The sequence below is a fragment of the Candidatus Profftia lariciata genome, assembly GCF_020541265.1.
GTDB lineage: Bacteria > Pseudomonadota > Gammaproteobacteria > Enterobacterales > Enterobacteriaceae > Profftia > Profftia lariciata.
Map to the genome: position 1 here is coordinate 415,506 of NZ_CP045925.1, position 21,829 is coordinate 437,334.

Here is a 21,829-nt window from a genome sequence, read left to right on the forward strand (position 1 = left end):
CTTTGATTGAATACAATAAAATTTATATTATGTATAAGATATTATAATGAAATTTTTATATTATTATGTATACTAAAACATTCTTAATTTTATAAACTTGATGTTTATTTCTGTAAGTATTATAAAGTTATCCTTATTTTACTAGTAATATATTTGCCTCTTTATATTAGACCTTATGTAATGCTTTTACTATCTAAATAGTGATTTTTTTATTAAATGTACATTACATTATTTATGATTAATTACTATCCTTAACACTTGAAGTATAATTATGAAAATAATCTTGTATACTAAAATATAAAAATATATTCATTTACTTTCTTTATATTATTGATAAAAAATAAAATGTATAATTTAATATTTTATAGACTATGTAGTTTCTTAACAATGAATTAAAACTTATTAAAATTTTTATTAATAATGATAACTTATTAAGTATCACAGCAAAATACTTAAAATAATTGATACAATAAATCTTTTATAATGTTTACAACAAACAAATAATAAGTAAAATATAAAATATTTTTATTATAGTATGATTAGTAAATATATATTGATGTATAATCATTAATATTCTTGCTATTATTTTTTATAATAAATTTTTATCGTAACTTATAATCAATATATACAATATAATATTATTAGTTATTATATCTTTATCTATTTAAATAAAAAATATTATAACTTATAAAATAATTAATATTTATATTTAATCTATTTAAAAAATAAAATTTAATTATAGTAAACATAAAATATATTTTATATAGGTTAATAAATAAAAAGATTTTCTATCCTATATTTATATTTACATTGATTACTTCATAAATACCCCCATGTACTTATATTAATTAGATAAATAAATAATGTAAAAACGGTTATAATATTATTATAATCTTGTGGAAGTTAAACTAAGAGAGAGCTCTATGAATCCTGAGCGTTTCGAACGTATAGAAATTCCTGTATTGCCTTTGCGTGATGTAGTAGTTTATCCACATATGGTAATTCCATTGTTCGTAGGTCGGGAGAAATCTGTTAAATGCTTAGAAGCAGCAATGAACAATGATAAAAAGATCTTATTGATTGCACAGAAAGATGCGTCAACAGATACAATAGGAGTAACTGATCTTTTTTCTGTAGGTACTATTGCTTCTATTTTACAGATGCTTAAATTACCTGATGGCACGGTAAAGATACTCGTCGAAGGTCTTCAACGTGTAAAAATTACTAACTTATCAGACAGCGGTGATCATTTTGCTGCACAAGTTGAATATTTAGAAATCAAGAAAATGGATGAACGGGAACAAGAAATATTAGTACGTACTATTATTAATCAATTTGAGTCCTATATTAAACTCAATAAAAAGATCCCACCAGAAGTATTAACATCACTTAACAGTATTGCAGATGCAGCTAAATTAGCAGATACTATTGCAGCTCATATGCCTTTAAAATTACACGATAAACAATCTGTACTTGAAATATCAGATGTTACAAAACGTTTAGAATATTTAATGACTCTCATGGAATCTGAAATAGATTTGCTGCAGGTGGAAAAACGTATTCGTAATCGCGTAAAAAAGCAAATGGAAAAAAGTCAACGTGAGTATTATTTGAATGAGCAAATGAAAGCTATTCAAAAAGAACTAGATGAAATGGATGATACTCCAGATGAATTTGAAATACTAAAAAGTAAAATTAAATCTGCTAAAATGCCAAAAGAAGTACGTGAAAAAACGGAATCTGAGTTAAAAAAATTAAAAATGATGTCTCCTATGTCTGCTGAAGCAACTGTGGTACGCAGTTACATTGACTGGATGATCCAAGTTCCTTGGAATGCACGTAATAAAGTAAAGAAAAATTTACATCAAGCACAGAAAATATTAGATACTGATCATTACGGTTTAGAACGTGTTAAAGACCGTATTTTAGAATATCTAGCAGTTCAAAGTCGTGTTAGTAAAATTAAAGGACCAATATTATGTTTGGTTGGTCCTCCAGGAGTAGGTAAAACATCTCTGGGCCAATCTATTGCTCGCGCAACTGGTCGTCAATACGTTCGAATGGCGTTGGGTGGTGTACGTGATGAGGCAGAAATTCGTGGGCATCGTCGTACCTATATAGGATCTATGCCAGGAAAACTTATTCAAAAAATGGCGAAAGTAGGAGTAAAAAATCCACTTTTTTTATTAGATGAAATTGAAAAAATATCTTCTGATATGCGTGGCGATCCAGCTGCAGCTCTTTTAGAAGTATTAGATCCTGAGCAAAATATTGCATTCAATGATCATTACTTAGAAGTAGACTATGATTTATCTGATGTAATGTTTATAGCAACTTCTAATTCTATGAATATTCCGGCGCCGTTACTTAATCGTATGGAAGTTATTCGTTTATCTGGTTACACAGAAGATGAAAAAATGAATATTGCTAGACAGCATTTACTACCTAAACAGTTAGAACGTAATGCATTAAAACAAGGTGAATTAACTGTATGTGATAGTGCAATTAATGGTATTATTCGTTATTATACTCGTGAAGCAGGTGTGCGTAGTTTAGAACGTGAAATTTCTAAATTATGTCGTAAAACAGTAAAAAATTTACTAATGAATCCATTAGTTAAAAGCATAAAAATTAATGATAATAATTTAAAAGACTTTTTAGGAGTCCAGCGCTATGATTATGGACGTGTTGATAGTGAAAATAGAATAGGACAAGTAACTGGTCTTGCATGGACTGAAGTAGGAGGAGATTTATTAACTGTTGAAACTGCTTGTATGCCAGGCAAAGGTAAACTAACCTATACTGGATCTTTGGGAGAAGTTATGCAAGAATCTATTCAAGCAGCTTTAACAGTCGTACGTGCCCGTACAAAAAAATTAGGCATTCCTACCGATTTTTATGAAAAATGTGACATTCATGTTCATGTACCTGAAGGTGCTACTCCCAAAGATGGTCCAAGTGCAGGTATTGCTATGTGTACTGCGCTAGTTTCGTGCTTAACTAGTAATCCAGTTAGTGCTGATGTTGCAATGACAGGAGAGATTACTTTGCGTGGTTTAGTTTTACCAATAGGTGGTTTAAAAGAAAAATTATTAGCTGCCCATCGTGGTGGTATTAAAATGGTATTAATTCCAGACGAAAATAAACGTGATTTAGAAGAAATTCAAGCTAATATATTAGCTGATCTAGATATCCACCCGGTAAAAAAAATTGATGAAGTTTTATCTTTAGCGCTCGAGAATTTACCATTTTAAATAACTGATTCTCTACGATATAAATAATATAATTATATTAAGTAGTTAATTTAAAAGAAGCTAATATAATATCTATTATTTATTTAAATATTTAGTAAAAAATTTTATATATTTTAATACAAGATAAGTAATATTAATATCAATATGACTTATCTTGTTTTTTAAGGTGATTCTTTGAGTACGATATATAGTTTTAAGATGATAAAATAGTAAATACTTATTATTAATAATATATAACATTATTTAAATAAATTATTTCTTAATTTATAATAAGTATTAATATATTAGTATAAATATTACATATATATCTTCTGTTTTAGAAAAAATATCAATTATATTGTTTGATATTTTTTAATATTATAAAGCTTATTAACTGTTTACTAAAATTATTTTATGCATTATTCAGTAAATCAAATAATTTTATTAAACCTAAATAAATAATACTTTACTTTAGTAAAGTATTATAAAGATATTAAATATATTATATAGTATATAACTTGTGTAGTTGATGTAAATTATGATTTTTATGCGTATAAATTTATCATTTTACAGGTCAATAATAAAATTAAGAAAAATATATTTTTTAGCATGTATTTATATTTTATCTATTATATTATTTTAAATAACAATAAATACTGTAATTATATTAATATTGCTTAGAAGTTTTATAAAAAATCTAATATTAAATATTAATTAGTCATACTTTTAAGTTATTTTTTAACATTAGTTATTTGCACCTATATATTTATTACTTTCTATCTAGAATTATCATAATTATATAATATGTATATTTTACTAAAAAATAATTTGTATTTTATTTTTCTTAGTAAAGTAATCTAATAATATTTTTATATTTGTTTAAAATTTTATTATATATTATGACTATTTACTAGTAAATCATTATATATAACACTATATGTTATATATAATATAATAAATGACTGTTATATTGTATTTAATCTGAATTTTATAATTATTCCTATAATAAAAATATAATATGTAAAATACGTTATTTATTTTATATTGATATTAAATAATTAATATGATTTTATTAAAAATAAAATAATAAAAATAATTATAACACAAGTGTATTTTATTATCTTAAATCAATTATTCAAAGAATTTTGTATTTTTTTGAAAAAATTTTAAATATATTTTATTAATCAAATTATTAATAAATAAAAATTATAATACTATATTAAATTGAGTCACTATAACAATAAAATAACTTTTATGATATTAATAAAAGTGATTTTATTAAGTTATGATATTTATCAAGTAATAATAAAATTATTGATATTTATTATGCATAATTATATATAATTAATATTATCATTTTTTAATAAATTTTATCTATAATACATATTGTCTAATTATTATATTATCGTTATCTTAAATTACTTAAATTCATTATTAACTTAAAAAGTTATTTTAATTAATAATTTCTTATAATATTCAATCAAATAAGCAATATATAATTATGTAACGTATTTTTTTATTAAAATAATATTACTTTCTTTACTGTTTTAGTATAAATGCTAATCTTGGTGTAAATATTTATAATATAAAAATGTTTCTTATTACTAATAATATTATATATGCTATAGATTAAAAAAGACTAAATCTATTTACTATACCCATTTATTAATCATAAAAGTTTTAGTGATTAAATATATATAAAAAATAACTAGATTGATTATAAAGATTTATTTTGTTGGAGTGTTAATTAAGAAAAATGTAGATTTATATCTTTAATGAGTATGCTAAAATATTAGATAAAAATATTTTAAATTAATTCGTATATTGATATATCATAATTTATATATTTTATATAAACCAAGTACTAGACATGTTTCTTATTGTATAAGAACCTTGAAAATATCTAAAATTTATTTTCTTAAAAATTTTTTATTAATAAATAATAATATGAGTAGATATTTTTATACGTAAATACTATAATTAATAACATAAAATCTAGTAAAAAATATCTAAAAATATTAAATTATTACATAATAAAAAATTAAATTTTTTTTGATTAATGTAAGATAATTAATTCGTATTGTAATTAACCGAATATAATAATTAAATATATTTTAACATATTAGTTACCTGAAAGTACTATCATCTCTGATGGATTATAATACTTACTTAAGTAAGTATTAATTTAAAATTAATGAATAAAAGCATCAATGTGTTATCTTTAGTATAAAAAATTTTAAATATTATCTTTTTTAAAAGATATACTTATTTTCAATATATAATTGATTAATAAATAAAATAATAATTACTTATTTATTCATATGTATAGAATATTAAATAATAATATTAATTATTTTTCTTAATAAAGAGAGTTGTATTTGTATAGTAGATGATATCTTAATATACTAATATATATTAAATATTATTATAGTTTTATAAAATTATTATTAAATAATAGTGAATTATATTTATAATATAGATATATATTTATTTAATTTTAATTAAAATTTTTCTATCTTTATAATAATCAAGATAATACTATTATATATATCTTTGGAGAAACTATTATATATATGATTTAATATATAATATTCACTATAAATAGATATATACAATTTTTTAAAAATTTAAAGCATATCTTTTAAAATATATTATTATTTAAAATAAAAGTTATTTAAGTTAATAATGATTTATATAAAATAATTTTATCACGTTCAAAAATATCATTTTTTATAACTATTTCAATTATTATTTAAGATAATATATTTATTAAAAAAATAAGTTTTTTATTATTTTATACTATATTTTTTATATGTTAATACTATAATTTATGAAATTTTTAAGAATTATTTATGTTAAAAAAATTAGTTTATTGATTCAATCTTTTTGTATAGTTATTTATAGAGTATAATAATATTATAAACTATTTTAGTGATATAATTCTATTAAAGATATTATAATATTGATATATTAAATACAATAAATATTGTATTATATCTAATCATTGTATATTTCTTAAGTGTGTAAAAAGTATGCCTATAAAATCTTATAAAGATAGTAATATATAAAATATATATTAGTCAAATAAATGACCCATTTTAATGGCTTTAGTCGATAAATAGCATTCATTTTTTGAATTACGGCCCACAATAAGAGGTACACGTTCAATAACGTTAATTCCAGAATTAATTAAAATATTAACTTTTTTTGGATTATTTGTTAATAAACGTATGTCTTTTATATCTAATAGTGTGAACATATCAGCACATAAGGTAAAATCACGTTCATCAGCAGAGAAACCTAATTGATAATTTGCTTCGACGGTATCTAGACCTTGATCTTGTAAAGCATAAGCCCTAATTTTATTTAATAAGCCTATATTTCTCCCTTCTTGACGATGATATAATAAAACTCCACTTCCTTCTTCAACTATTTGTTTTAGTGCTGCATTTAATTGAAAACTACAATCACATCGTAGACTAGAGAATACATCACCAGTTAGACACTCGGAATGTACGCGTGCAAGTACTGGTTTTGTCCTAGATACATTGCCATATATTAATGCTATATGATTATAACCAGTGTTAATTTCTTCAAAGCCAACCATTAAAAAATTACCCCAATGTGTTGGTAATTTTGCTTCAATAACTCGTGTAATTTGCATTATATTCTCCATAAAAATATTTTTATATTTTATTATTCATGAGAAATGATTACATAATAAAATTATTTTATAAATTTTTTATAATTATTTATTATATAGTAAATCATGTAATATATAAAATATATAATATTCACTTAAGATATAATTAATTGTAATTTATTCATAATAATAAAATATTTCATTATATCTATAAATATAGGTAAAAATATTTTCTGATTATATTTACTTGAGATTTTATTTATTTAACATACATAATGTATTAATGTGCTATCGTTATTACAATAACGTTTACTAGATTTAATAATAAGCTAAAATAATTATAGATTATATCTATAATAGATTATAATGTTTTATACTATTTACAACAAGATGCATACTTATTATGTTTTAAGAATGCTATTTATGATTAGTAGTTATATTATTATATTTTATATATGGTAATGATATTTGTATTGATTTACTAAATAACTCTGTTATTGGTATTAAACAGTCAACTAACATTACTGTTTGTTATATAAACATTTGTTTTTTCATTAAAAATTAAATTATTGCTAATATTTATTATAAAATATAAAATTTTTATTTTAAAGAATTATAAATATATACTATATAATATATTAATATATCTATTAATGATAGTAAGTAATATTATTATATTATTTTAATATATTACAAATATTTCTATCAATATTAATATATCTATAATTTATTCTTTAATAAATATGCTGTTTAATAATTTTAAAAAAATAAATATATAATTATAAAGATAATTAGTATATTAAATAATATCAAAACTTTTATATTAAGTATTATTTACTGATAAAAATATGTTTTTATATTGAAATATTATTGTAGAATCAGTATTATTAATTTTAGTAAAAATTCTATCATAATTAGAGAGTTAAGTAACTTAATTTTAATACTATTTTCTAGTATACTATCTTAGAATGTATTTTAATAAAAACATTCTTATAATAAGACAGTAAATACTTTATAACATAATATTTACTAATTATATACATATATATTATATATATAATATATTTAATATAAGATAAAATTATTTATAACATACTAATTATTCTATTATAGTCAGTCAGAGATATATTTTATATTAAATTATTATTAGTGTTATTATAATATTAATTACTATTAATTTATACGCTAATCTCTATTATATATTTTAAATTTAGTAAGTAATTTATATGTTATTTGCTTATAAAAATTATAAATAGCTTAATAAATTTATTATTTAGTAAATTAAGTAATAAATAAAAACTATTATAAAATATAGTTATCTATAGAATATTTTCTATGTATTTATATCTTTAATATTAATGTATTAAACAGAATAATAAAACATTTAATAATTTATATAAAAATTCTTAATATAGTAAAAAATAATCTTATATTACAATAATTACATACATTAATTTTTAATTGAATAATTGAATTATAAAAGACATCTTAATTACTAGAAAGTACAATGCAAGCAATTATTTTTTATACATAATATTTTAACTATACCATGTAATATTCATGCATAAATTAATAAAAAAATATATCTGATAATAAAGAGTATTTGATAATAGATATATTATCAATATTTAATACAATAAATTAAATATAAAATAAATTTTTTATTCTAATTTACAGAAATTATTAAATAATAACATTATTTTAGTTATATTTTATATTATATTTTTAAACTATCTTAATATAATAAGAGCATTATATTAAGATAGTTTGTTTAGTTTGTTATTAAACATAATATCTATCTAGATAGACACGTATAATATTATTTCTCTTCTAAATAGAATAAATATAAAATTATGATCTTTAATCACTTTATTAATTTAATAAAATATATTATATTGTACAGTGGATATTTCAATATCTAGAAATATATATAATATTTTTTATTTTATATGATTATACAGCAGTTTTTATGTGTTAAGTGCTTTACGAGTAAAATCATGAATACGCACACCTAATAAAGATAAAGATATAAAATAAGAAAATAATCCCCCTAATATTATAAATATTAAACGTAATAAACGCGTTAGCGTATTACCAGAATTCCATGCAGGCATAAAAAATATAATGCTTATTAATATGATAGTCATTATTATTACAGATATAATTACTTTGATTAAAAATATTTTCCAACCTGGTTGCGGAATATACATATTTTGTTTGCGCAATTGCCAATATAACAAGCTAGCATTAAGATATGCTGATAATCCGATAGATAATGAAAGCCCTACATGCTTTAATGGCCATATAAAAAATAAATTCATTAATTGCGTTATAATAAGTGTAATAATAGCAATTTTAACAGGTGTTTTAATGTTTTGGTAGGAATAAAAACCTGGTGCTAATACTTTTACTAATATTAGACCCATTAAACCAATAGTATAAGCAATTAATGCATTTTGAGTCATTTTAGTATCAAAAGCAGTAAATTGACCATACTGAAATAGAATTATAATCAAAGGTTTAGATAATATTCCTAATGCAATGGAGCTTGGTAAGGCTAATAAAAAACATAAACGTAATCCCCAATCTATTAGACTAGAATATTCTTCATAACAACCACATGAAATACTTTTTGCTAATGATGGTAATAAAATAGTTCCCAATGTTACACCTAAAACACCAGCTGGAAATTCCATAAGACGATCAGCATAGTATAACCATGATACTGACCCTGATTTTAAGAATGAAGCAAAGATTGTGTTGATAATTAATGATATCTGACTAGCAGAAACTCCAATAATAGCTGGTCCCATTAATTTCATTATTTTCCATAAGCCTGTATGTCGTAAGTTAATACGAGGCAATACAAGCATATCAATATTTTTTAAATATGGTAGTTGATAAATTAATTGTAGTAAGCCGCCTAAAGTTACTGCCCAAGCTAATGATATAATTGGTGGATGAAAATATGATGTTGCAAATAATGAAAAAAAAATCATACTAATATTTAAAAAGGTAGGTGTAAACGCTGATATTAAAAAGAAGTTCCAAGTCGTTAAAATAGCACCAGCTAAAGAAGCTAAAGAAATGAATAAAATGTAAGGAAAAGTTATTTGTAGTAGCTTACAAGTTAATTGAAATTTTTCTGGAAAATATACAAAACCAGGCGCTGTAATATTAATTACCAATGGAGCAGTTAATATTCCTAATATACTAATAACGGTTAATACTAATATCAACATGCCGCTAACATAAGATAAGAGAGTACGTGTTTCTTCTTTACTTTTGTTATTTTTATATTCTGCTAAAATAGGTACAAAAGCCTGAGAAAATGCACCTTCAGCAAAGATACGTCTCAGTAAATTAGGTAATTTAAAAGCTATAAAAAATGCATCTGTTGCCATACCAGCACCGAAATACTGTGCTATTAATATATCTCGTATAAATCCTAGCATACGAGAAAATATAGTTATTAAACTTATTTTTACTAGTGATGTTAATAAATTCATTGAATTAATGTTGCAACCATTTAGCATTTTATTTTATCAGTATTACTAGTGATTTAGAATTATAAAAATCTGCTATTTTGATAGCATCATTATCTGCAGATATATAATAAATACAATAAAATATAAATTATAGTGTATAATTTTAGATATCATCAATGATTTAAAAAAGTAATTATGATATACTTATATAAAAATTTTAATGTTTTATGTATTATTTTTATTATTAATATAATATTATATGTCTATCTTTTAATAAATAGAGTAATACAATTTATAGTGAATTTATAAAAAAGATACAATTATTAAAATAATTATTACATAATATATCTCTAAATTTTTAGTTTGATCAATACATTAATAATATAAATTATGTATTAGTTTTTATCTAATCATTATATTAGATATTGTAACAATACTTACAATTATCTTCTAATTTTTTTAGAATTTTTATGAAAATTATTTAGTTTATACTAACATTAATAGTTAATTTTATAAAAAATATTTTAAATATTTAGTATGATTATATACTAAATATCTTTTAATAAAGATATTATTATAATAAAGTATAAAATACTAATTTATTTTTTGATAAGAGTAATTATAATGATTTTAATCATTAATTAATATTATAACTATAATAATAAGTACATCAATTATATTACAGTATAAATACTTATATAAATTATTTTATATACTATCCTACTAATATAAGATATGATGATTATAATATTGAAGTGTATAAAAAATAATAATATATAATTTTAAAAATATTAATATTATACAGTTACAATAACATAATACGTTATATCTAATCATTTGTATAAAAATATATTTTATATACTTATTATATATAATAATATCTTTGTAAGTGTTATATACATATACAGTATCAATAATAAGAGCAATAACAAAATATAGTTATATATTTTATTTTTTTAAAGTTATAAAAATAAATAGTAAATTTTATCTATTTATTAAGTATATTATTTATTTTATTTCACGATCAAAAGATATATTAATAATTAATTTTTAATGACTATGCTTAATACAATAAATGATATTTTATAAATCTTTTATTGATGATTTAAAAGAAATTTATCATTAGCATCATGAAAAATTTTATTATTTATAATAATTTATTAAAAATAGTTTATGTATTTCTATTTATTATAGTATAGAGCATATCTAATTATTTACACATAAATAATTAGTATATCAAGGTATTTACTTAATATTAATTAATTACGTCTAAAATATTATAATCAATTTTTAATCATTCTAAAAAATATCTCTTTAAAAGAGATAAAAAATTTTCTTATTTTATATACTAATGAATATAATAAAAAATTATACTTTGTTCAAGCAAAATTACATATATAAATATAATAGCTATATACTGAAATAATTTTACAATATTCATCTATAATAATATTATTAATATAATAAAATTAATATCTAATTAGATACAGTAAGTAGTGATATTTTGTACATATTTATTATTAAGATATCTTATAAAATATATTATTTTTATAATTAATATATAATACATTTTATGTATTGTAGCAATAAATATATATTAATATTATAATTCAGATATTTATTAGTTATTTAAATATAGCATTAAATTACATAATGTTCTTAGAACATGAGTTTAAAATGTTTTATATAAAATTATATAAATAAAATTACTATTTAACGCTATGAAATTTATAAAATTTTTATTTTATTAATTATATGTTTTTAGTATTTTACGCTATATTTAATAGCTTATTATATTTATCTTTGCAAATTTTGTAAAAATTTTATTGACAAAGGTAATCTTGATGAATCTGCATGTATTAATTAATGCATTTATTCTTGGAATAATAGAGGGGATCACAGAATTTTTACCAATTTCTTCAACAGGACATATGATTATTGTTGGGTATTGGCTGGGATTTACAAGTGATAAAGCAAAAAGTTTTGAGGTTATTATTCAATTAGGATCTATTTTAGCGGTTATAATATCATTCTGGCGTCGTTTATTTAGTTTAATTGGTATCAATACTAAGTATGATAAGTTATTGCATCAAATAACAGATCATAATCATTTAACATTAATTCATATTATTTTAGCTATATTACCAATCTTCATAATAGGACTATTATTTCAGAATAAAATTAATATATATTTTGTACCGAAAACAGTAGTATTGTCTTTAATTGTAGGTAGTTTTTTATTATTAGTAGCAGAAAAATATTTATTAACACATCCTCGTATAATTATGCTTGATAATATTACATATTTTCAAGCATTTATAGTAGGTTGTTTTCAATGTTTAGCAATATGGCCTGGTTTTTCTAGATCAGGTGCTACTATTTCTGGTGGACTTCTTGTAGGCATGAGTCGTTTTGTTGCATTAGAGTTCTCTTTCATTTTATCTGTGCCTACAATGATTGGTACAACAATACTAACAATATATAAAAGTTTTCCATTATTATCTTTAGTAGATTTACCAATGTTTATAGTTGGCTTTATAACAACATTTATTATTGCGATAAGTATAATTAAAATCTGTTTAAAAATAATTCAGAAAACTTCTTTTATACCATTTGTAATTTATCGTTTTATCGTTGCAATATTGGTATATATTATTATGATATAAGTCATTTTATTTTTAATCATTAAAATTAATTTTTAATATCTTATATTTATTAATACCATATAAATACTTGTATATATAAATAATTTTTATATCTTTAAAAATCACAATTAATTATGTAGTAAATCTTCAGATATATTTAAATATTTTTTTAATTACTACTACAAGATATAAAAATTATTTATTTTCCTGTTATTATGGAAGCACATTAATATCAAAATCAATACATAGATACCAATATATATAATATATTTATTTAAAAATAATTTTTAAAAAATATTATAAAAATAATTTTAATAATTATTTTATTTAGATTAGAAATATCATTTAATAACAAATCTTATTATATAAGATATAATAGATTATAATTATAATAAGATTATAATTATATATTGTAAATTAAAGCTTAAGTAATATTAATTAATATTTATTGTAATATTTTTAATATTTATTTATTAAATTTGATATCAATAATAAGAAAAATAAATTTTTAATTGGTAAATAATATTTATAGTATTATAAAAACATAATTTTTTAACTATATATTATTCAATAATAATGATTATCAAATTTATATACCATAATAATAGTAAGATAATCTTAGTAAGAAACTAATATTTTATATTATTTTGTTGTATATTTAACTATCATTATTATAAATTTTATATTTATTAATATTTTGTTTCCATTCTTTTAATGCATGTAAATGACGTTTATATAATTCTTGACGTATTTGTAAGCCTCTGAATCCTAAATTAATTATTTCTTGTACTGATACTTTTTGAGTAGCTTTATAAGCTGCTCGAAGATAATCTCCTTGTAGATAAGGTGTATTTTCAAAACCAATACGGCCTTTAGCATCTGCTTCGCTAGTCATAATTATTTTATCTAATTGGTATGGTTTACGCCATACATCAAGAGCATTGAATAATTGTAGTATTGCTATTGGATGCATTTTTTTAATATTATGAATGCATTCATGATATTTAGATACTATTTTTGCAAATTTTATCATATTTTTTGGCACACACATACGTTTACCAAAAATATCAATTATTTTTAATCCAGCCTCGCCATGTCCATAGTGATATGGCCAACCTTTTAAAGGTGTTATAATTTTTCCTAGATCATGTGTTAAAACGGCTAAACGCACTTCAACATCTTTGGTTATTTTTGCTGCAATTGAAAGTGACATTAGTGTATGTATACCAGTATCAATTATTGGATGCCACTTTTCTTGTGAAGGTATACCAAAAAGATTACTAATTTCTTTAAATAAAACATTAAGTGCTCCACAGTCATGTAATACTTGAAAGTAAATATGAGGATCTCGCGTGTTTAAGGCTTTTTGCGTTTCATGCCATATACGTTCTGGTGTTATATGATGTAACTCATTATAGGATGTCATGTGAGTCATTAATGCCATTGTTTCTGGTGCAATATAAAATCCTAAATGCACAAAACGTGCAGCAAAACGTGCAACACGTAAAATACGTAGAGGATCTTCATCAAAAGCACTGGATACATGACGTAGCACTTTATTTTTTAAATCATTAAGGCCACCATAAGGATCTATTATTTGTCCATCTAAACTTTCTGCCATGGCATTTATAGTAATATCGCGACGTAATAAATCTTGTTCTAATGTTACATCAGGAGTAGAATAAGTAATAAAACCTGTATAACCATAACTTGATTTACGCTCGGTACGTGCTAGTGCATATTCTTCATGAGATATGTTATGTAGAAAAACAGGAAAATCTTTGCCAACTTGTTGAAATCCTTTAGCTATCATTTCTGCAGGAGTAGCACCTTCAACGACCCAATCTCGGTCATAAATTGGTAATTTTAATTTTTTATCGCGTATAGCTCCACCTACTAAAAAAATCTTCAAACTTAATTCCTTGTATATAATACCTTAAGCATAAGAAATTTACATTTATTTAATGTATTTAAGATATAACGTATCTACGTTAATAGTATAATATGTTATTATTATAAATTTATCTTTATAAAAGTATAAAATTTTTTATTTTATAGATATTATATTATAATAATTGATTAATTTTACTAACATACTATTTACGATAGTTCTATACTTTATAAAAGTACACTTAATATAATAATAAATATTTTATATTATAACTAATTATATAAATTATTAAGATAAATCATCAATCATAATTAAAAAAATATGTATTAATTTTTATATAAAATATTAATAATACTTAGAAATACTATTATCTAAACAATACATAATATATTAAATATAAGTATAGTAATTATATCTTATATAAATATATTATAATTATATTTTTTATTATTTTAAACATATATTAAATAACAACAATAATTCTGTAAGAAAATTATGTTTGTTAATAAAATTATTATTTAGTTTATAAATATGCAAATATTATGCTATTGACTACATTAATTGAATATAATAATACTTTTTATTTTTTACGTGCTATCAAAAAATTTCGTAATCCATGTAATATTGTATCTATAGTAAAAACAAAGATCATATCTTCTTTAAGTTACTAGAGTAATTTATAAAATATTTATTTACTAATTTTGTATTAGATTTACTATTTTGTAGTAATATCATTTATTCTTTAATAATAGGCTAAAGATATGCTATCTTAATGCAAAAATAATATGATATTAATGATAGTTATTTATTTTTATTAATTCATGTATATTATATATAATCTTTATATAAAATAAAGTATTGTATCAATTATATATTTTTTATTATAATGTCAAGTAAATAATTTATTATATATTAATATTTATTATTGACTTTATTATGCAAATTTAATCAAAAAATAAATTAAAATATTATATATAAATACATACTATAAATATAAATTTATTTACTAAATAAATAGATAATAATTTTTTAATAAAAATATATTATTAATTATTATTGATATTTAACTTAATAAATAGATAAAGTTAAAAACTAAATTATATATTTTAAGAATTTTTTTATTTTTTGTATTTTATAATATCTAACTTGTAATATTTCATAAGATATATACAAGAAACTACATATCTTATGAAAAAATATTTATTTAGGCTTGAAGTATTATTATATTAAATATATATTATATTTGAATACTTTTATCTTGATTTATTTTATAACATTAATATAAATTCATTTAAATTATTTTAATAATAATTTTTAAAAAAATATAAACTGTAATTATATATTTTATATAAACTATTTTCCGGCTATCTTCATAGTTTTTAGTAAAATTGATCCACATTGAATATTACTACGAATTTCGATATCATTACCAATAGCAACTTGATTGAATAACATGTCTTTTAAATTACCAGCAATAGTTACTTGGCTAACCGGATATTCTATTTGACCATTCTTAACCCAAAAGCCTACAGCACCACGAGAATAATCACCAGTTACGCTGTTTATACCTTGACCCATTAGCTCAGTTACTAAAAAACCAGTATTCATTTGTTTTATCATATCTTCAAAACTAATTTTTTGTCCTTTAATGATCCAGTTATAAACACCATCTGCATGACCGGTACTTATCATACCTAGTTTACGTGCTGAATAGCTAGTCAGAAGCCAAGTTTGTAATACACCATTTTCTACTATATTACGTTGAATAGTACCTACACCTTCGCTATCGAAAGGTATAGAAGCTATTCCTTTTGGAATATGTGGTTGTTCTTCAATTGTTAACCATTTAGGTAGTATTTGTTTGCCTAAGCTATTAAGTAAAAAAGTTGATTTACGATATACAGAATTACCGCTGATTGCAGCCGCTAAATGTCCTAAAAGAGTAGTAGCAACTTCTGCTGAAAATATAACTGGTGCTTCCATCGTAGGCAAACGACGTGATGATAAACGAGAAATAGTACGACGAGCGCTCTCTCTTCCTACCCATTCAGGACTTTTTAATGCATTAATATCACGAGCTACAGTATAAGCATAATCACGTTCCATATGACCTTCATACTCAGCAATTACACAACTAGACAATGAGTGCCTACTAGCAATATAGCTTTGTAACATACCATGACTATTACCAAAAACTTTAATATCGTAGTGGCTATTAAAGTTACCACCTTCAGTATTCTTAATGCGAGGATCATATTCTAAGGCAGTTTGCTCAGCTAGTGCAGCTATTTTAGTGCTACATTCTACATCTAATTCTGCAGGATGAAAAAGATCTAAATCTTTTGCATTAAAAGCTAATAGTTCTTTATCAGCTGGACCAGAACATGGATCTGGTGAAGTATAATGTGCAATATCTATAGCTGCTTGTACAGTTCGAGCAATAGCATCAGGATGAAGATCTGTTAAAGAAGCGCTACCTTTTTTTTGCTGATGGTACACAGTAATACCTAAAGCTCCATCATTATGAAATTCAACATTTTCAAGTACACCAAAACGTGTACTAACACTAATACCGATAGTTTTATTAATAGCTACTTCACAAGCATCAATACTAACTTGAGCTAGTTCCAACGTTTGTGCTACGATATTTTCTAGTTTATTACGTTGTTCTGAAATTTGTGTAATTACATTCATTAATATATCATCATTATTAAGTAATTAATTAAGTGATTAGCATATTGATTACCATGATATTGTTAATCAACATTACAATTATATCATATAAAAATTTATTGCATTTTATAATTAGTTAATTTTTAATAAAATATATCTTATAAAATGTCAGTAAATATTTTATATATTTAATATTATAACTATTTTATTGAAATAATCAAGATAGCTATATAATAAAATTTATTAAGAAATATTTTTTATTTCTTATAATCAATATAATTTAGTAAAATTATATTGATTTATATATTCAATCTTAACTAAATTCAATTTTTAGTACAGTAATACTTAAAATATTACTTATCATGAGTTAAATATTTATTATATATGTAATTCCTGAATTATCTTTTAAAGAGATTAATAGATAAAAGTATAATATTTTTATTTTTATAAAATTTATAAAAAATATTTTTATTTATTACTATGCAGTAATATTATTGTTTAATAATTTGATTAATGAATATAATGATGTATACATTAATCTATATTAAACTGTATTTTATAAGTAATATATATTATTATTCTTTAAATAATCATATTAACATGGATAGTTATCAATAATGATAATATGCAAGGATAGAGAGATTATACAATGTCATTGATTATAAATAATATGATTATATATAATATAACTATAAGATATATTAATATTTTTATAAAAAATTTAAAATTATAATTAAATATTACTAATATAGTGTAGTAAGATATCATTTGAGAAAATATTAATTAATTATTTTTTTTAAAAATTAAAAAAGTTTTAATTTTAGTAAAAAATCAATAATTTTTTATATATAACAGATACTGTTATATACTATTAATACTTAATAAGTAATTTTTACGTACAATTATTTGTTTATACTTAACAAATTTTATTATAAAATAAAAAATATTAATTTAAAAAGCAAGGCTATTGTTTGAAGTAATATATAGATATTTCCAAACATTAATATGTTCAATAAGAATTAAGATTTTCATTTAAAATAACTATAATGCATTATTACTTAATAATGGGGAATTATTAATAAACAACATTAACTAATAAATTATTATTCTATCGATTAAATACGTTATTATTAAATAAGAAGATATGTGATTATATAAGTATATCTATTGATTAAAATATTATTATAAATAATTGATTAATAAGATTAAGATATTTCTCTTGAATAAGAAATAATTTAATTAATATATTATTCCTTAATAAGTTTATTAATTTAAATAAATACATATCTATTTATTTTAGTATTAATATATTTTTAATAAATTATTATAATAAATATATCTTAAGGATATATAGGTTATTAATGTTTAAGAGTAGTATAATGAAAATTATCTAATTTGAAATTTTTATTATAATTATTATATATAAATTTATTAAATAATGACTGAATAAATTATTATTACAATTTTTCTGCACTACTATTTATTAAATAAAGTATAGAAAATAAAACATTATATTTTATGCTAATTACTTAATTATTAAAATTATATTAAATATGTATCATATATTTAATAATATATATAATTATGTATTTCTTTAAAAGAAATATAATATATTTTATATCTTAGTTATGCTAAGATATATTAGAGTTATTTATAATTTATAATAATTATTTTTAATAATTAATATATCTAAAATATATTATATAGTATCTTTATTCTTATAATTTTTCAATAATTTTTTTAAATCTAGTAATACTCTATATAAGAATTGATAATAAATTAGTTATTCATCATAATCAATTAACATTATATTAGTAATATTATCTAATAAATAAGATAATGTATGAACATTATAGTTATATAACTTATATAATATTACTAAAATACTAGATCTATATTATTTATAGATTATGTGCTTTAATATTTTATTGTAATGTACTAATTATAAAAAAATTATCCAAGATATTTATTAATACAATGATAATTTATTATCAATCATAAACTAAATATATAAAAAATATTATTTTTAATTTTAATATATTGTATATGTAATTTTTAAAATTATATTATGTTAAATATGTCTAATTAATATTATAAATCTTCAAGAAAATATAGATAATACATTTTAAATTTATTTTAAAATGTTACTACTTATTAAATAAATTCAACATATTCAATTATTTATATTATTTAAATAAAATTTTATCTTAATTTATAATTTCTTTTGAAAATCATAAAAAATATTTTTATGATGAATAATTTAATATTATTACTGATACATTTTAATTTTATTTTTTACTAAAACTATATCTTATCATATAAGATATATCATTACATTTCTAATAATATTTAAATCATATTAATGTATATTATTTATAAACAAACAAAATAACATATTTTTTTAAATAAAAAATCTACATTTGTAATCTATCTATCAATAGTATATTTTTGAATAACATTTTATTAAATTATCATTAATACATAATCAATGATTTAATTTTGTAAAAATTGTTCAGCAAACTTGTTTTATATTTATATTTAATTAGTACGCAAATAATATATAATATTTATTAAGTTGTTATGTATGTATGATATAAAATATTTTATATATTTTAACAAAAATAACATATTTTAATTATATATTATAGATACTTATCAAGTATGTTATTATCAATACCTAATAAAGTATGACTTGATTAGGTATTTTATTATGATCTGAATCATTATATGTATAATAAATACACTATATTATAGTTATAGTATATTATCCTTATAATATAGCATAATTAATATTATTTAGATATCTATCTTAAATATGTTAATATTTTTCATATTATTATTTATATTTAGAGTATAAAAATTATTAAATATACTAATCTTAAATAATAGTAAATGTAGATTGTATATTTTGAATACATAATAGTATAATTAACTTAAATCTTATAAAGATGATAATAATTAAAGAAAACCATTGAAGATATTAATATTAATAAAATTAAATATGAAAATAATTTTTATGTTTTTATAAGATCATACAATAATTAATTAAGATATAATCTTGTATTATGTACTGAGTTATTTATAATAATTAACTAGATATTTTAACAATGCTTAATTAATAGGTATTATCTATGAATTGCGTAATTTTTAGATGTAAATATTTACAATGTATTATGTAAAAGATATTATACACTCTTTTATATAGCTTGTATGTTAATGCAGTATAATTATTATTATTAGATAATGCTTTGTAATAAATATATTTGAATAATTATTTAATTATAGTTTTTTAATATAATATACTAATAATAATTAGTAATAGCTTGAAATAACACACAAGTAATGAATATGAAAATGATTATTACAAGAATAATTTTTATGTTATTAATTAAAAGATAAGACTTATAGTTTTTAATAAATTTATATTTGATAACATAATGCTAAAAATAATCTAACAATATATCTTGTATATACTACATAAATTTTCTAAATAATTTAACTTTTTATAAAAATATAAATTTTATAATACAATAATCATTAATATATAAAAAATTTCTGTTACTTAAGGAAACTACATAGTGTACTTAGTACAAAAATTATTGTTGTTTTTCTTTATAAGAATTTGTTTAGTTATGATGATACCTGCATGCTCAACTAATCAACTTTATAAACATCAGATTAATGGTACAGAACAGTATCTTCATGCTTCTATGTTATCTGATTTAAAAACACCAAAGGGAATAATACTACCACTTCACAATAATACTTATAATATTCCTATGTTTTTAGGTAATGGTAAAATTGGTAAATCTCTGGATATTAGACCACCAGTACATATTTTACCTTTATTAAACAATTCCTTTAGTTATTTGACTAATAATATAGCAACTGTATTAATTGACAATATTTTAAAAGAAAAAGATCTGTGGACTGAGGTTATACATGTTATTAAACAAAATAACTATCCTATTTCTTATTATAATTATGCAGAAAAAAAAATAATAACTAATTGGATTATATTTCAACAAGTTGATAAAAATTTACAGTATAAAGGTCGCTATCAAATTTCTATACAACAAAAAAATAACTATCAAACCGCATTTATTGTTAAATCACTAAATTTACAACAAGGAAATACCATTATTACTGAGGAAGATAATATTCAACGTTATACAATTTATGTAATAAATGATTTATTAGGCGCATTAGCTTATAACCACCAAATTGATCAATGATATGATTATGCTAACTCTTAG

General features: G+C 20.0%; 7 protein-coding genes. 3 read left to right on the plus strand and 4 right to left on the minus strand.

What is annotated here, in order from left to right; all coding sequences use genetic code 11:
* The first annotated feature begins 923 nt into the window (after window positions 1–923).
* A complete protein-coding gene (lon, locus tag GII40_RS00980) occupies window positions 924–3,254 on the plus strand; it encodes an endopeptidase La (RefSeq protein WP_226813532.1) in 2,331 nt (776 codons plus the stop codon).
* A 3,055-nt stretch (window positions 3,255–6,309) separates the two neighbouring features.
* On the opposite strand, the gene ribA is transcribed toward lon, so the two are convergent.
* Window positions 6,310–6,897: a GTP cyclohydrolase II gene (gene ribA / locus GII40_RS00985; RefSeq protein ID WP_226813533.1), complete on the minus strand. Its 588-nt coding sequence runs from the start codon at window positions 6,895–6,897 to the stop codon at window positions 6,310–6,312.
* 1,946 nt (window positions 6,898–8,843) lie between these two features.
* A complete protein-coding gene (gene murJ / locus GII40_RS00990) occupies window positions 8,844–10,385 on the minus strand; it encodes a murein biosynthesis integral membrane protein MurJ (RefSeq protein WP_226813534.1) in 1,542 nt (513 codons plus the stop codon).
* Window positions 10,386–12,205: 1,820 nt separating this feature from the next.
* Here murJ and bacA point away from each other — a divergent pair.
* Complete coding sequence (gene bacA, locus GII40_RS00995) at window positions 12,206–13,030, plus strand: undecaprenyl-diphosphate phosphatase (protein ID WP_226813535.1); 825 nt, start codon at window positions 12,206–12,208, stop codon at window positions 13,028–13,030.
* A 637-nt stretch (window positions 13,031–13,667) separates the two neighbouring features.
* Here bacA and GII40_RS01000 read toward each other — a convergent pair.
* Together GII40_RS01000 and pmbA are read right to left on the minus strand one after the other, a co-directional pair.
* Entirely contained in the window at window positions 13,668–14,921 is a 1,254-nt protein-coding gene (locus tag GII40_RS01000) for a multifunctional CCA addition/repair protein (protein WP_226813536.1), read from the minus strand.
* A 1,332-nt stretch (window positions 14,922–16,253) separates the two neighbouring features.
* Window positions 16,254–17,594 (minus strand): metalloprotease PmbA, encoded by a 1,341-nt coding sequence (gene pmbA / locus GII40_RS01005; RefSeq protein WP_226813537.1) that lies wholly within the window; start codon window positions 17,592–17,594, stop codon window positions 16,254–16,256.
* 3,611 nt (window positions 17,595–21,205) lie between these two features.
* Between pmbA and bamC the strand changes: the two genes are divergently transcribed.
* Complete coding sequence (gene bamC, locus GII40_RS01010; RefSeq protein ID WP_226813538.1) at window positions 21,206–21,808, plus strand: outer membrane protein assembly factor BamC; 603 nt, start codon at window positions 21,206–21,208, stop codon at window positions 21,806–21,808.
* The last annotated feature ends 21 nt before the right edge of the window (window positions 21,809–21,829 follow it).

What these genes read in the sequence shown, in the direction of transcription:
- pmbA (WP_226813537.1), bottom strand. Translation starts at nt 17,594, where the DNA reads ATGAATGTAATTACACAAATTTCAGAACAACGTAATAAACTAGAAAAT.
- lon (WP_226813532.1), top strand. Translation starts at nt 924, where the DNA reads ATGAATCCTGAGCGTTTCGAACGTATAGAAATTCCTGTATTGCCTTTG.
- ribA (WP_226813533.1), bottom strand. Translation starts at nt 6,897, where the DNA reads ATGCAAATTACACGAGTTATTGAAGCAAAATTACCAACACATTGGGGT.
- bamC (WP_226813538.1), top strand. Translation starts at nt 21,206, where the DNA reads ATGATGATACCTGCATGCTCAACTAATCAACTTTATAAACATCAGATT.
- murJ (WP_226813534.1), bottom strand. Translation starts at nt 10,385, where the DNA reads ATGAATTTATTAACATCACTAGTAAAAATAAGTTTAATAACTATATTT.